This is a genomic window from Sphingobacterium sp. UBA2610, from assembly GCF_002339225.1.
GTDB lineage: Bacteria > Bacteroidota > Bacteroidia > Sphingobacteriales > Sphingobacteriaceae > Sphingobacterium > Sphingobacterium multivorum.
Genome location: NZ_DDKA01000011.1, coordinates 1 through 15,843 on the forward strand (window position 1 = coordinate 1; position 15,843 = coordinate 15,843).

Sequence of the window (15,843 nt, forward strand, 5' to 3'; positions counted from 1 at the left end):
AGGAGGCTCAGGGTTGTGTTTGGGGAAAGTGGGGCTGAGGCAATCCAGCGACCCCGGCTAGAAAAGCTCTACCGAAGATTAGGGCTTTTTTTGTTTCAGGGTAGGGTGCGAACGTACGACCTTTAAGATATTAGGAGGTTCGATCCGTAGGAGGCTCAGGGTTGTGTTTGGGGAAAGTGGGGCTGAGTCAATCCTGCCACCCCGACTAGAAAAGCTCTAACGAAAGTTAGGGCTTTTTTTGTTTCAGGGCAGGGTGCGAACGTACGACCTTTTAAGATATTAGTAGGTTCGATCCGTAGGAGGCTCAGGGGGGGTGTTTGGGGAAAGTGCGGCTGAGTCAATCCTGCCACCCCGATAAAATCCACTGGTAATCAGTGGCTTTTTCTATTTTTGGATATATTTCGGACAAATTTCCCTTGTTTTTTAAAGCTTGTAAAGTTAAGAAAAGTGGGATTCATGATACACGTACTTAAATATCCACCAATAGCACACGGTGCTGACCTAAACCTTAAACTTATTTTTCTCAGCGAAGGGTTTCTTCCAAAAATGCTTTCCAGAGGATAAAACCTCTTTCTGGATCGCTGTAGTCATGAAGGATGCGATTAAATCTTTCGGGAGTATGGTTTTCTAAGAAAGCCTGTCTACCTTTTTCACGAATAATCTGCAGATCTTTATCTATCATCGCAACAGCGTCTTTCAAGACGGTTTTATTTTTATCTGTGTGCCAGATATAAGTCGCCTCCTCCGTATCTAAGGTTTCAAGGATGATGTGGTACTGGCTCTCTCCGGATAGAAGAAATACAAATGCAAAGGGACTAAGCACGAATCTAATCTTCATAATACTGCTCTGCTGGTGATCGGCTAAGAATTGAACTTGACGAGAGTGTTTGTATTTTCGTAAATTAAGGATTTCAGAAAGTAACTCTTCGGCGTTTTGATATACAGTATCGCCATTCTGTAACTGATCTGAAGTCAAAATATTTTGTTTTTGCAAAGGTAGCTTGCCTAATAGTCCCTTGTTCAGAAACTGGAATTTCACACCTTCTACAATTTCTTTATTTATTCGTTCTATATCATCGGAAGTAGCGATTTGCGCGACCAGTTTTCCGTATTCAAATTCAGCGTTTAACTGAACGTTGATGTTTTTAGATTTCAGTATCTTGATAAAGTAAGGTTTTAATACCTCAAACTCAGGCCTAATCTCCAAATTTTCGATTTGAAATTCCAAAACCGTATGCATCTCTTCTACTTTATAAGTGAAGACCACATGGCCATAATGAAACGATAGATCCTCAATGGGTATCTTGGTACTTTTTTCTAAGGTAAATAAATGACCTATTTGAGACTGGTAATCCATCGTTGGTTCATCAAAAAGTGTAGCTTGTTTGGTGATTTTACGATAATAGATATTCCGTTTTAGAAACATCTTGTCTAGATAATCGATCTGTACATCCCGATAGTCGTATATAGTTGGATTGATCTCGGATCGCTGCACCCGACCGATGTATTGAATCAATTTTCCATGGAAAGCAAAGGGATAGGCCAAAAGTAGTGTGCTGATATGCTGAATATCCGAACCTTCGCCAAAATACTGACCTGTCGTAATTAGTACTTGAAAATTCCCTTCTGATAATGTTTTCCATTTCGCTTTCTTACTGCTGTCTGAATCATCTCCGCTGAGCGTTATGGTTTCATAATTTGATTTTAGCAATAGATTCAGCGTCTCGATATGTTCTTTTCTTTCGGTAATTATAACTGCCTTTTTTCCTTGGTTTAGCTCGGCGGATACATCGTTTACTATTAATCGGTTTCTTGCTGTATCATGAATTAGAATTTGGGAAAGTGTTTCGAAACTGTCGGTTTTAGAATTATAGGGAACATGGAGTGTGGTATTCCGTACGATGATATTTGCCCTTTTGTAATCTTCAATTTCCTCTGGTCGGATTTCTGTAATGATATCACCGAGATAGGTGAAGATCAATTTATCATCATTATATTTCCGAAAAGGAGTCGCTGTGAGACCGTAGCAATAAACACTGTTTAGTTTTCCGACGGTGGTACGATAAGATTCCGCCGGAATATGATGACACTCGTCGATTAAGATCGCGCCAAATTTGTCCTGAATTGTTTCAATATGTTTTGGAAGACTTTGTATCGTTGCAACGGTTATTTTATCAGCACCCAATTTTGCTTTTCCCTGGCCTATAATCCCAATTTCTTTCTTCGGTATCCCTAGGAATGATTCGATACGTTCTATCCATTGATCTAACAGCTGTTTACGATGCACGACAATAAGTGCAGGTTGTTGTTTGTCTGCAATAATCTTCAAGCCAATAACAGTTTTTCCTGTTCCTGGTGGAGCAACGATCACACCGAAATCCTTTTTTTCTACTGCGGCGACAGCATTGGTCTGATGCTTTCGCAATGCGGCATTAAAAGAGAATTGGATTGCCGGGAGTTCGTGTCTATTATCAACAAAGTCATGTGCTACCTGTGTTTCTCTGCAGAATCGCAGTATTTTCCCAATAAACCCTCTTGGGATGAGGATTTCATTTTCCGTTTCTTCAATTAATTTAAAAAATCTTGGCGTGTCGAAAGTGCTTCTCCCTGACTTTTTCTTGATGATAAAGGCTGAATTAGCAAAATTAAGTTGCTCCTTCAAAAAATTGATGAGTACAAATGGTATAGCGTGACTATTTATACGGATCGAATTGCTCAGGGCGATTTTAAGTTTTCCATCAACAACGGGTACATAGCTTTCTTTACTTCCTCTTGTTTGATTGAACAGCTCCTCTAGGTAATCCAAACTCACTCTTTTAATTTCTTTTAAATATGCAATTTGATCAGGAAATGGATCTATCGTTTTGGGATCGATAAAGGAACTGTTGCCATTCTGTACAGCAGGTGAAAATAAGGGCATTGCAATTAGATTTCCTAAACCTTTGCCAGACAGGTAATCTTGATTTGGAAACAAACGGTCAAAGCTGGAGCTTTTATCAAATGGCGAGAATGCACCGCATCCTTCTAAGATATGTATAAATAACTTACGACTTTTGGCTGCTGGATAAGGGCTTTCAAAGAAAATCCAGACATGTGCGCCATTGCCGGAACGGGACCGTTCAAGATAAGCAGGGATATTTTTAGCGGTACATGATTCGAGAAATTTCAAAGCCTGTTGTTGCCAATCGGATTTATCGAAATCAGCTACTAAAAACCAAGAAGTGTTATCTTGCAACAGTGGGTAAATTCCGATCTGCTGAAGGCCGTTAAGATGTTTCGTAATTTCTATTTCTGACAATGGCAGGTAGCTTTTGTGGGCATAGCTTTGAAAAGTACCGCCATTAGCTTTATGTAGTCGATAATGGTATGGGTCATAGCTATAGGCCGGCATGTACCCGCCTTTACTTCCCTTCTCCCAGCGTAAAGCAAATACGTCTTCGCGACCTCTAAAAAGGTTGAGAAGATAGATTATGTCCTCGTTAGTGAATTCCACTTGTTTTTATTTTGGTATTAAGATAAGTGAATTAGAATATACATCTTAAAAATATTAATAATCTGGAACACTTTCGTTTATTCAAAGTGACTATTGAGATTTGATATCAAGCGTTGTTTTTTGAATAATTGTTACTTATCTTTACCAATCGTGTTACGATAAGACCCATTTTTTAGGTCTTATCGTAACACAAAAGGTAATATGGCAGACAGCGTTTATATATCAGAACATCTTACGAAGCCCCAACTTGGGTTCTTAAAGTTGCTGGATGACTATGAAGTACAGTTGTTCAAATTCTCAGAAATTGAACAGTTGCTAGAACAAAAGTTTGACAACTTAAGTGAAATCTTAGAGAATCTAGTCGACAAGGAACTACTTGTGCGAATGGAAAAAGGTAAATTTTGCAAACAAGGTTTTCGGGACGAATATGTCATCGGTACTTTCGTCGCTGAAAATAGTGCTGTCGCGTATTGGTCTGCATTAAATTTGCACGGATTGACCGAACAATTTTCTAATACCGTTTTTATTCAGACGACTAATCAGAAAAACGACAAGTCAATCTTAGGTACTTCTTATAAATTCGTTAGGATAGCACCTAATAAAAAAACAGGAATAATAGACAATGGTTACGGTAACCTTCATTATCCGATAACCGATGTAGAGAAAACAATAGTCGATTGCTTTGACCTACCTCAACATTCTGGTGGCTATGCGGAACTGATTCGAGCAGTTAGTCAAGCGCAAATGCAACCCACTAAATTAGTCGAGTATTGCAAGGCTGTGAATAATATAGCGGTTACCAAACGAATTGGCTATTTGGTTGAACTTCTACAAATTACAGGCATGGATCCTTTTATAGATTTTGCCAAGATGCAGGTAAAAAATAAATATAATTTGTTTGATCCCCAGGGATTGGAAGAAGGTGAATTTGTCGCAGAATGGCGATTGCGATTGAATATCAGCCGGGAGGAATTGTTAGACATATCCAATAAACAATACTAGATGATACTGAAAAAGGAAATAGCAGAAAAAGCTTTGGAAAATGAAGTGTCCAGAAGTACCATCGAAAAGTTACTGAATCAGAAAGAGCTATTGACTAAGGAGTCAATTTCATAAAGGCATTATGGCAGAATCTCAAAATATTGAATACAAGCAGAGCTGGAGGGATGAATATCTCAAATGGATATGTGGCTTCGCAAATGCAAATGGTGGTACTATTTTCATTGGTAAGGATGATGGCGGCAAGACTGTTGGTGTAGCTGATGCTAAGAAATTGTTGGAGGATATTCCGAACAAGGTGCGTGATGTATTGGGTATTTTGGTTGATGTAAATCTGCATGAGACTGTTGAAGGGGATTTCTTAGAGATTATTGTAGAGCCTTATCCTAATGCTGTAAATTATAAAGGTCAATATCACTATCGAAGCGGTAGCACAAAACAGGAAATGAAAGGTGCTACGTTGGATAAGTTTTTATTACAAAAGAAAGGTGTTCGTTGGGATGGAGCTGCTGTTCCTCGAGTATCCGTTGATGATCTAAAGAAAGAAACGTTTGTTTTTTTTCGTCAACGTGGTTTTAAGAATAAGCGTTTGTCTGAAGACAGTTTGATTGACCGTGACGAGCATTTACTTGAAAACTTGAAGTTGATTGAGAATGGTTATTTGAAACGAGCTGCTATTTTGTTGTTTCATCCTGATCCGGAAAAGTATATGACGGGAGCTTATGTGAAGATTGGTTATTTTGAAGGGGAAACGGATTTGATATTTCAGGATGAGGTTCATGGGAACTTATTTGAACAGGTTGAAAGGACCATCGATCTTTTATTTACGAAGTATATCAAAGCGCTAATTAGCTATGATGGGATCCATCGTAATGAAACTTATGAATATCCTAAAGAAGCTGTACGTGAGGCTTTATTAAACGCCATCGCTCATAAAGATTATTCGGGATTAACTCCTATTCAGATTCGTGTATACCCTGATAAGCTTATGATCTGGAATGAGGGACATCTTCCGGAAAATTGGACCGTGAGTAACTTATTAAAGAGTCATTCTTCGAGGCCCTATAATCCTGATATAGCAAATGCATTTTTTCGTAGTGGCTATGTGGAATCCTGGGGCCGTGGCATTAGTAAGATGACAGAGCAGTGTTTGGCTGAAGGATTGCCTGAGCCAAGTTACTTGGTTGAGGGATCAGATTTCTGGGTTGTATTTAAGAAGGATATTTATAATACGGAGTATCTTGAATCGCTTGGTTTGAATAGCCGACAGGTGAAGGCTGTTTTATTTACAAAGAACAAAGGAAAGATTACGAATAGTGATTATCAGAAATTGGCAGGTGTTTCTAGAGAAACATCTACTCGAGATATCAAGGAGTTGATTGATAAAAAATTATTTAAATCTAGTGGAATTAAAGGTGCAGGAGCTTATTATACCTTAAATTGAATTGCGTCATGAATTGCGTCAATTGCGTCAAACTGGGGCTTTTGAGAATAGTAAAGTAAAAGCAATATAGAGAAAATTTTCACTAGTTTGTACCAGCATTACTGTTGAACCCATGGTTTGCCGATAAAACAATAGTGTAATGATTGCACCTAAAACCTCAGAAAATGTTAGATGTCCGCTACGGCTACGCTTCGCAGTTTAAACAAGAACGCGGAATCAAATCCGGATCTAAAAGATTGGAGAAAAAGACTAAAAGCTTACTATCAAAGAGTTAATCTTTCTTCCTAACATCAAATACTATCTTCGCTCGTTCAGGATCTTCATGTGGATTGGAAATCTCGATCTTGCCCATATCTGCCAATTCTTTCAATCGATAAAAGAGAAAAAGATCGCCTACGGAACTATCATAGAATTCATCCCATATATCACAAAGTGTATAGCCAACAATCAATGCCGACCTTTGAGGTGTCTCGTTGCACCTTTTCAAAAGATATGCATCAAAAAATGTCTCATCGCCAGCTAAATGTTTCCCTGAATCATCAAATAGATTAACTACTGCATCATTCGAACGAATATGCGACCAAAGTGATGAATAGGATTGAATATCATCTTCACTTAACTTTTCAAAGTGTTTAGCAGCCTCCACAATATTGTCTTCTCGCATCACCTGTAAGGAACGGAGATTTAGCTTTTCTCCTTTCTCGTTCCTAAAATTCATATGATGGAAATTGAGTTTATGAATAGGTGTCGAAGATTCTTTCAAGTGGGAGAGTAAACGTGCTATAATGATCTTTTCGTTGGCATCGTCACCAAGCCATAAGTAAATATGGCGATACCGATCGGAAGAAGAGATTACCTTTTTCAAAAGCGCTAGATTGTCATCTACAAAATTATTGCTCCCCTCAGACTGGATAGAACCAAAAACGTTAGTCCACCATGCCTTCCTGCTCTCAATAGCTTCCGCATCGCCCAAATCACATAGAGGTCCGAGACTAAGTGCTTCGGTAAAACCTAAAATTTCACCTTTCTCTACATCGATTAATTTGCTCTGAATGAGTGTAGCATTTCCGGAGAAACCAAAAGTGATGTGCAGATCCTTTTTAGACATGAATACCTACTTATCCTTCAACAACCTCTCCAAATACTCCACCTTAGATTTTTCGGCTTCCAAAAGGCGCTCGTAAAGCTTTTTGTTTTCCTCGTAAGCTTCGATCAGTTTGTCAGCAGGGTTAAAGGTAAATGTTGGACTGGTGCTATATGCGCCAGCACCACTATTATCATGGAAATTATTGAAATAGTTGAACACAGCCTCTTCACTAAAATTCTCAATAGCTTGTGGAGTAACCCCTAATGCTTCAGCAACTTGAATCAATAGATTTGCTTCAATCTCGGCATTGCGCTCCATATTTGATACAGCTTGTTGGCTTATACCCAATTCGAATGCTAAAGCTTCCTGCTTCATACCACGCAGTTCACGAATGCGGCTGATTTTTCTTCCTATATGGTTTGTCGTGTTGGTTGTACTCATAAATCCAAAGTTAACAAATTATTCATCGTTCAAGATACGAAATATCTTCATATGGTACAAAACAAGGATAGCGTTGTACGATACAAGGGCTATTGGTTTTATACAAGCTGTTTTGGTTCGGTACGTGGATGATGCTGTGTTCATTTGTGTAAACCCAAATAAATTGATGAAGAAGAAAAAGAATCCCAAGGTTGTAACCGTGGACATGTATCACAAGTATGCTGAAATCGATGAAATGTATTCCAGTAAAGTCAGAGAGATAAAATTGGATATTCCATCAAATCTCAGAATGTTGTGTGCCATACTGGATGTCAAGGTCGAGAAATTGTTAACCGATTTTATGTGGATGTTAAGTTATTCCCATCATAATTCAGCTACACCTAAACAACGAAAAGCAGCAAATAAGTTCTTTATCAACTGCAAGTATGGCCAGCCTCTGTATGCTAAAAATCAGGTCAAGCAGATGTTTGATGAATTAAAGGCTGAACGAGAAATTTATGAAACCATAGACGGGATGGATCACGAGGATAAGAAGCTATTTTGGAAAAATAATCATATGTATAAGCAGCACTGGTTTAAACGCTGGTTTGAAAAGAATAGACACACGGGTGATATTTCTGTACTTCAAGAATACTAACTAAAAAATCATGAATGATTTTAACGCCTTAATTATACAAACCCGTTGTAAGGTTATACTTGCACATGGCGAACAACCATCTTTCTCTATCAACGAAAGCGGAGAAAAGGCGAATTGGGTAAATACAGCTATCCTCAACGATCAATTAGTCGTATACACAAAGCCTGAATATTACGGTTACCTGCTGCTACATGATTATTATCCGCAGATAACAATTACCTATAAAACATTGACAGGATTGCAGATGCTGGATAGGTGTTTTGTAGAGTCTGATGGAACGCTCAAATTACAGAAGTTAGGCATGATCGTCAGAGAAGGGTGCATAAATATATCTGTAGATGCTTTTTTAATCGACTGTACCGTGATAAAAAATGGGTATGCAAAAATCTCCGGCGAAACAATCATCTCGTATGTTTTGGTGCATCAAATAAGTGTCTATGATGGATCAGAACTGGAAGCTTCGGGAGGAAATGTGCATGCCCACGACGCGGCCAACGTATCGATATGGTTTGAAGATGAGCTTGAATTTGGACTGTACGGACAAAGCAGTATGGAGTACAGGGGTAATCCGAGAATGAAAATATTGCAGTTAGATGAAGGCTGTGCATTAAGACAAATCAATGTCGGTGATAAAATAAAAATTAAAAATTGTCGGTTATGAATAATGCTTATATAAAAATCCGGAAGATGAGTGGGACATTCGATGGTATCTAATTGAAGGAGGCATACTTGAATCCATTCAATATGGCACTTATGAATCTTTCAAGAAAAAGCTATGGGACATCCTTGTTATTCTCACATCTCAAAACAATACAGAAGAAACAAAAAAAGAATATATAATTGATCGTTTAGATAACATCGTCTTAATGGTTAAGGGATGTCATTATTTTTTGCATCATAAAAAGCGATTAAAGTATGAAGAGGATTGGATAGATATCCAATGGCTACCAAATCCTTATCGCTGTTTAGAAAAATATCGACCTCGCGAAGACGAAAAGCTCAATCATCATGTAGCGCATTTCGATTATAATTTCACTCAGCTAACACGAGAAGAGATTCAAAATTTTGTGATCGCATTTGAGAATTTTTTCTCCGAAATGGATCTGTCTTCTTGGCTGAACTTATTAGATGATTGGAAAAGATGTATAAATGAGAAGGAATCCATCTTCGAAAGTTGTGGCGAATACGCATCTTTAAAAACTTACGAACAACTCTTAAAACTACGTGAAGCTTGTTATGTCGCTTACCACTGGGCAGCGATTAGTTATCCACCACCAAACAAACACTTAATAGTTGATTATTTAGGATCGGATTATATAAATGGCTATCAAAGTGCAAACCCTTTCGAAATGACTGGTGAGGTTTTCTATGAACAAAGTTACAGTAACATTAGACAAAGTATTTTGTATTTATATCCCACATGTTCTTGTGAAAGAGGTGCCATAGTATTGACTTCTCGTGACCTGCGATATGTTTTAAGGTGGTTGCTCCAAGCCGGATGGATGTTTTTACAAACAGATTATTTTCCTGAAAACTGGCTTGACCCTGACAAAATAGACTTTTTGCGCTGTCCTATTCCAGAAGCCGATATAGCAACTTGGAAGCCGAAGAGCTTAAGCAAGAAAGGAAAAAGAAACATTCCAAAGACTTTGTCGAAATTATTTAATGGCGTTGATGTACGTGACGAAATATACAGGGTTGAATGTAGGATGATGACTTATCTAGAGGATAAATATTCCGAAAAATATACAGATTTGAACAAAGAGCAAATTATCACAAGAGAACGGCTACTGAAAGTTTTGGATGTGCTAACCCTCATCGTTTTGGATCTGCGAAAACGTAGAACCAAGAAGGAAGGTATATGCAATCCGCCAATATTCGATCATGACAAGTAGACAGAATTACTAAAAGTTGAAAATGAAACCGAACCTTTATAAGTTATGGGAATTACAAATAAAAATGATCAGACTGATTTAAATAGCATCATTCTGATTCTAGCGAGCAAATACAATATCGATCGGATATTCCTGAACACTTACTATGCGGTTGATGTTCCTTTCTACGAGTTGGTTATTCTATTATCTAACAAGGAGCATAAATCTGTCGGCGAACTAGATCCACAGATTAGAATGTCCTTAAAGGATTTCCCGAAGTTTCATCATGTCACTTTGATAGCGTTTCAGGTAAAAAGTAAGCTTATTGATGGGAACTTATATTTACATATGACCTGTCACCCAGACAAACTTATTTATCAAAATCCATCGTCAAGATTCGAGCTATACCCTGAAGGGCATTCCATCGAAAATACTCTGGAGTCGGTAAACGATTTATTTGCGCGTGAAAATCATAAAATTAATGAGTTTAAAGAAGGATACTATTATTTCAAGGAACGAGATTCGCTGTCGCATGCAGGATTTATGCTGCATCAGGTATTTGAGTTGCGGTATAGATGCATGGAGATTATGGTCATGGGAAAGGAGCGCGCAACGCACTCCATCAGGTCTCACCATCGTTATCTTGTTAGAATAGCACCGTCACTAGCCACTATATTTAAAGAAGGCAAGCCAGAAGATGAAATTATGCTTCAATTTTTAGAGGGGGTATATCGGGCGGCACGCTATGAAGATGATTTTGACGTGGATCTTGATATTCTACTGAAGCTGGAAGAACGGATGGAAAACTTCATGCAGATCACAGACACGATGTTTGAGGATTCCGTGACGAATTTTAAAAACTACTCTTTTGAGGTCGATAATCCGAAAGAGAAATTAGAAGATCGTGTTGAAAGTCAAGAAAAGTCGCTACGAAGCATTTCTAATAACGATACTATGATGCCAGAATATGATGTCTACAAAAGCGCTGCTGATAAGAAGTTGGAATTGATTATTACTTGTTTGAAGAATACAATTGACATACAAGGCATTTATCTAGTTGGTCAGCGAACTAGATCATTTGTCATCAATGGCATTAATAAACCTTCAAATACTGACATTTATGATTACTACTTCGATTTGTTAATTGTTAGCGAAAACGATATTCGTGAAACAATAGGTAATATTCAAGCATCGATAAATAAAGAATTGGAAGTTTCCGTTTTATTCCTTTCTTTCACTCGAGATCAAATACAGAAACAGTTGGACAAAAATAGTCCATTCTTTCATCGGTCTTTGCAATATGTGGATCCGCTTTATGGTATGGAGATCAATTTATTGAAGTGGGAATTTCATGAACACAATGGAAAGCGTACTCAAGACGAAATGAAAGAGGCGAAGACAAAATGGTACCAAAGAGAAAATAACGCAAGTGGTTTATACAATGGAGGTAAAGCGATAGATCAATCCGAAGAGGTTGAAATTAAAGTGCTTCTTTATAATCAAGCTATTGAACAAGCATGTCTGGGGCTACTAGAATATTTTTATGACTATACGCCATACCAATACAATCTAAAACATTTGTTCAGTTTGTGTGCTAGTTTATGGCAATTTCCAAACGATATCTTTCCTCGTAATACCGAAGAAGAAAAATCGCTATTCGATGAATTTGCGCAAACTGTAAAAGATACGCGATATCAGGGTTGGTCCATGGTCGGTAGGGATGAAGCTTATCGTTACGACGAACGATGTGAGCGGTTTCTTAAAGAATGTATAAAGCTTGTTCGAAGTCTTTTGTTTCTCGCTTTCTTTCTGTTTTTTAACATTATATCCTTGTAAACCCGCTGTTAAACAGTTAAATTGCTTGAAATTTATTGTCAATTAGAATATAAACATAAATAATATGAACAGAAAAGCGGCATTTCTTTTAGGAATTTTGGCCTCTTGTGCATTACCGCAAGTAACCTTTGCTAAACATTCAATCGGAGAATCCATCCATTATCAACAAGACGTAGAAGGCAAAGAGCTGATTGGTCGATGGGACATCGAAGTTGATATTAATGGTACCCCTGCACCATCTTGGTTGGAGGTAAAATTGTCGGGCTATAGAACTTTAGTCGGTCATTATGTGAGTACTTCCGGAAGTGCTCGGCCAGTTTCGCAGGTGTTTTATGAGAAAGGAAAGTTTAGATTTGCTATCCCACCTCAATGGGAAGGCGGAAAGATGAATCTAAGTGTTGAAGGCGAGGTTGTAAACGGTGTATTGCAAGGGACAATAACAGAGCCTGATGGGAAAACATATCGCTTTAAAGGTGTTCGTGCTCCGGAGCTGAAGCGAACAGCTGCAGTAAAATGGGGGAAGCCCAATCAGCTGTTCAACGGCAAGGATCTGTCAGGATGGAAAGCTACCGGTAAAACGAATCAGTGGGTGGTGAAAAACGGAATTTTGACTAGCCCGCAATCTGGTTCTAATTTGGTCTCTGAGCAAAAATTTGAAGATTTTAAATTACATGTTGAATTTAAAATTCCAGCAGGAAGTAATAGTGGTGTCTATTTAAGAGGCCGTTATGAGGTTCAGATAGAAGATAGTCCAAAAGACGCACATCCTAATGCCGTACTTTTTGCGGGCGTCTATGGTTTCCTTGCAGCAAATGAGATGGTGAACAAAGGGGCCGGAGAATGGCAGACCTATGATATTACATTGGTAGGGCGTCTAGTGACGGTTGTGGCAAACGGAAAGACTGTTATCAGTAACCAAGAAATCCCTGGTATAACGGGCGGTGCTTTGGATAGTAAAGAGGCAGAGCCGGGACCAATTTATTTCCAAGGGGATCATGGTCCCGTGGAATTCCGAAAAGTGATTATTACTCCAGCTATTAAATAGCATAACATGATACAAAGGCTATCTGAAAAGGTAGCCTTTTTAAATCCCTATGACAACGACTACAATATCTTCATTCTGGTAGGAGGTGTAATAGCGCTCAATGGAGCCATGAGCCTTGTACTCTTGCAACTCTTCAAAAACCATTTTTTTTAACATTCCTTTTCCCTTGCCATGAATAAATTTTATTTCGTTCATTTCCCAATAAATAGCTGCGTCTAGATTAGATCGCATAAAATCCATGGATTCTTGTAAGAGCTCCTCTGGCGAATAATCTTCCCAATCTTCAAGGAAAGTATCGGTGTGTAAGTCTACGATAGCTGGTGGTTTGCGCATTTCTCAATATTTTACAATGCTGCAAAAGTATAATAAAACGGCGACTTAATAGGTTAAGTCACCAACAAAATCAATCGCTTGGGCAAATTTTTCATACCATTTTTTGATAATAGCTGCAATTTCATACTCTTCCTCATCGGCATGGTTGAGCATGAGTAACTCGATCGATTGGAGTAGCTGTTTGAGATCTAGAAAATAACCGTCGAAATCCCGGAACGCAGACACAGTATCCCGAATTAGCAGCATGGAATCATGTCGAAGTGTAATCATATCATGACGTGAAGATATTCGGTCCAGCAACCATTCCTTTTGGAAATTGGAGTCAATATGTCTGTTGCAAGCCTGATTAAAAAGCAATTCAAATTCAACAATTTGATGTTTCAGGTCATATATAGCTTTTTGGAGCTCTTCAAAAGTACTGATGATCTTTTCTTGGGTCTCCATGTTTTTTGATATAATTGCCATGATATTTTACTTAAAAATGTATGCGCTTGGTTTTTAGTTATTTAAATAAAAGCATGTAAGGTATATACAAATAGTTCAGCCGAATGTTTTACATTTCTAAAATTCGGTTATGATTTTTGTATATAAAAGAAGAGACTGAGCTTAAAACGGAACTGAGTTTTTTTGGTTTTTGGTCCCGTTTTCAAATCGTAGATTTTTTTTGAAACCTAATTTATTTAATACTATTTAATTTTAAGTATATTTAATATGCTGTATTGCAGCCAATGCAGTGTAAATGTATTAACTATGTTAGCATCTAGTTTTGTTGATTTCTTTAAGAAGAGGATGTCCTATGTCCTTTTTTTAGCATTGCTATTGGTATGCAGCTTGCCCATGTGTCATGGCCAATATAAGCTGAAAGATTCTACAAAATTTATAAACGATCAGTTGCCCAGGTATCTCGGAAGAATGGGGAAGATTAAGTCTAGAAATTATCCCCTAGGTGGTCGTGAAGCAATCTTGCGAATATTACTGAAAGACTATTACGTGTATAGATTGGTGTCAGGAGAGGATAGTATGGATAGGGAACGTTATCCTGCTTTATGGAATTCTCTTTCGATACAAACATTTAAAACGCTAAATACGCGTGATATGTTTAGTTACTGTATGCTTGCACCTGAGTTTGAGATGCAAAATTGTGGTTCCTTGGGGCGCTTGAAAGGTCAATACATTTTTGGAGTCTATTATCGAGGGGACATACCGCTGGAATATTGGAGCAATAGACAGTTGGTTGCTTTGCATGGAAGTAGAGATTCTGTTGTACGATATATGGACCAGATGTGGCCTACACTCGATTTCATTGGTGAGAATACCAAAGATTTAGCGGTTGAATTGATGATGTGGGAGTTGATACCAAAGGTGTTGGATAAGTTGGTTCTGGCGCCAACGGACAATGATCTGTATGCTCTATTGGTACAAATAATGATGCGTCTGAAATTCAAACCTTTTGAAGATTCTGCTATTTATGAGCAATTGTATGGTCCGACATCTTATATAGGAAGTCGAATTGAAAGCAATGCAGAAAATCGGAATGACATCATGAAACTCGCGCGGGAATGTTTTGAAACGCTAAATACATCGCCTGGCTTCCAATTGCCAACTTATATTAAACGGGAGCGTTTCTTAGACCCTCCTTCTTCAAGGGAGCTGTCAGGTGGCATGAGTACCTCAAAAGGACCAGATTGGAAGTGGAAAAAAGTAGAGTTACATCATTATAAGCTAAAGTTGTAGATCTTTGTCTAGAAGCAAAATTTACCATGAAGGTAAAGTATCTTTTTAACTGTAGTCTTTTCTAAAGCTTATACTAGTTTGACCATAAGTAGGGGAGTAGGTTATTTCCTTTTTTTTTACGTTATTCGCGTAAACGAAAAATAGCTTAAGATATAATATAATGAAGGAAAAGGCAATTGGAAATTACCAACTAGAAATCTGTTCAAATTCCGTAGCATCTGCAATTGAAGCCGAACAAGGAGGTGCGAGCAGGGTAGAGTTTTGTCAAAATTTGGAAAACGGAGGGACTACACCTTCGTTTGGTCAGTTGCAATTAGTGCGGAAACTGGTAAATATTGGTATTCATGTGCTTATCAGGCCACGTGGAGGTGATTTTCTTTATACAGAGACCGAGATCTTAGAAATGATAGCAGATATTCAGTTGTGCAAGGAATTGGGGATAGATGGTGTTGTAATAGGTATGCTGAACGCAGATGGTACGGTGGATAAAGTGAATACTTTGCGATTGGTGGAAGCAGCGCGTCCGATGCATGTTACCTTTCATCGTGCTTTTGATCGCGTGGAAGATCCTTTTCAGGCATTGGAAGATGTCATTGAACTGGGGATAGATCGTATTTTGACATCTGGTCTGCAAAATTCTGCTTTAGCTGGAGCTCCATTACTCAAACAGTTGGTTCAACAAGCAAATGGCCGTGTTGTAATTATGCCTGGTGCAGGTGTCGATGCAGCTAATATAGTTCATATTTTAGAGCAAACTGGTGCAGTTGCAATACATAGCTCAGCGAAAGAATTGCATGTGTCGAAGATGAGGTTTAACCAGAGTCAGGTCAATGGAATGGATGAGGCACAGTGGATTAGCTCAAAAGAAAAAGTCCACCAAATGGTGGACCTATTAAAAAGCCTTTAAAGTAGTACTTTAA

Annotated in this window: 14 protein-coding genes; 9 read left to right on the forward strand and 5 right to left on the reverse strand. The window is 38.2% G+C overall.

Translation table 11 applies throughout. The features are described from left to right. Positions 1-523 precede the first annotated feature (523 nt). The gene (locus B4Z47_RS07500) at positions 524-3,493 is read right to left on the reverse strand and encodes a DEAD/DEAH box helicase (RefSeq protein ID WP_286727109.1); all 2,970 of its coding nucleotides are present in this window, start codon (positions 3,491-3,493) and stop codon (positions 524-526) included. A gap of 201 nt (positions 3,494-3,694) precedes the next feature. Between B4Z47_RS07500 and B4Z47_RS07505 the strand changes: the two genes are divergently transcribed. Next, positions 3,695-4,495: a type IV toxin-antitoxin system AbiEi family antitoxin domain-containing protein gene (locus B4Z47_RS07505; RefSeq protein ID WP_070563017.1), complete on the forward strand. Its 801-nt coding sequence runs from the start codon at positions 3,695-3,697 to the stop codon at positions 4,493-4,495. A gap of 121 nt (positions 4,496-4,616) precedes the next feature. After that, complete coding sequence (locus tag B4Z47_RS07510) at positions 4,617-5,936, forward strand: ATP-binding protein (RefSeq protein ID WP_070563014.1); 1,320 nt, start codon at positions 4,617-4,619, stop codon at positions 5,934-5,936. A gap of 271 nt (positions 5,937-6,207) precedes the next feature. On the opposite strand, the gene B4Z47_RS07515 is transcribed toward B4Z47_RS07510, so the two are convergent. Next, positions 6,208-7,044: a DUF1835 domain-containing protein gene (locus tag B4Z47_RS07515; protein WP_070563009.1), complete on the reverse strand. Its 837-nt coding sequence runs from the start codon at positions 7,042-7,044 to the stop codon at positions 6,208-6,210. Between the two features lie 6 nt (positions 7,045-7,050). Next, complete coding sequence (locus tag B4Z47_RS07520) at positions 7,051-7,464, reverse strand: helix-turn-helix domain-containing protein (protein ID WP_070563006.1); 414 nt, start codon at positions 7,462-7,464, stop codon at positions 7,051-7,053. Positions 7,465-7,630: 166 nt separating this feature from the next. On the opposite strand from B4Z47_RS07520, the gene B4Z47_RS07525 reads away from it, so the two are divergent. The 5 genes from B4Z47_RS07525 (at position 7,631) to B4Z47_RS07545 (ending at position 12,856) form a co-directional block, all read left to right on the forward strand. Then, on the forward strand, positions 7,631-8,101 hold the full coding sequence (locus B4Z47_RS07525; RefSeq protein ID WP_139144921.1) for a hypothetical protein: 471 nt from the start codon (positions 7,631-7,633) through the stop codon (positions 8,099-8,101). A gap of 10 nt (positions 8,102-8,111) precedes the next feature. Then, positions 8,112-8,762 (forward strand): GIN domain-containing protein, encoded by a 651-nt coding sequence (locus tag B4Z47_RS07530; RefSeq protein ID WP_070563002.1) that lies wholly within the window; start codon positions 8,112-8,114, stop codon positions 8,760-8,762. A 205-nt stretch (positions 8,763-8,967) separates the two neighbouring features. Beyond that, complete coding sequence (locus B4Z47_RS07535; protein WP_115046692.1) at positions 8,968-9,996, forward strand: hypothetical protein; 1,029 nt, start codon at positions 8,968-8,970, stop codon at positions 9,994-9,996. Positions 9,997-10,041: 45 nt separating this feature from the next. Continuing rightward, positions 10,042-11,811 carry a hypothetical protein gene (locus tag B4Z47_RS07540; RefSeq protein ID WP_115046694.1) on the forward strand — a complete coding sequence of 590 codons (1,770 nt, stop codon included), beginning with the start codon at positions 10,042-10,044 and terminating at the stop codon, positions 11,809-11,811. A 64-nt stretch (positions 11,812-11,875) separates the two neighbouring features. Then, positions 11,876-12,856 (forward strand): 3-keto-disaccharide hydrolase, encoded by a 981-nt coding sequence (locus B4Z47_RS07545; protein ID WP_070562993.1) that lies wholly within the window; start codon positions 11,876-11,878, stop codon positions 12,854-12,856. Between the two features lie 39 nt (positions 12,857-12,895). Here B4Z47_RS07545 and B4Z47_RS07550 read toward each other — a convergent pair whose 3' ends face one another. After that, positions 12,896-13,189: a Smr/MutS family protein gene (locus tag B4Z47_RS07550; RefSeq protein ID WP_070562992.1), complete on the reverse strand. Its 294-nt coding sequence runs from the start codon at positions 13,187-13,189 to the stop codon at positions 12,896-12,898. 45 nt (positions 13,190-13,234) lie between these two features. After that, on the reverse strand, positions 13,235-13,654 hold the full coding sequence (locus tag B4Z47_RS07555; protein WP_070562989.1) for a hypothetical protein: 420 nt from the start codon (positions 13,652-13,654) through the stop codon (positions 13,235-13,237). Positions 13,655-13,939: 285 nt separating this feature from the next. Here B4Z47_RS07555 and B4Z47_RS07560 point away from each other — a divergent pair, with 285 nt between their 5' ends. Further along, positions 13,940-14,923 carry a hypothetical protein gene (locus tag B4Z47_RS07560; RefSeq protein ID WP_139144919.1) on the forward strand — a complete coding sequence of 328 codons (984 nt, stop codon included), beginning with the start codon at positions 13,940-13,942 and terminating at the stop codon, positions 14,921-14,923. Between the two features lie 160 nt (positions 14,924-15,083). Next, entirely contained in the window at positions 15,084-15,830 is a 747-nt protein-coding gene (locus B4Z47_RS07565; protein WP_070562983.1) for a copper homeostasis protein CutC, read from the forward strand. Positions 15,831-15,843: the final 13 nt, after the last annotated feature.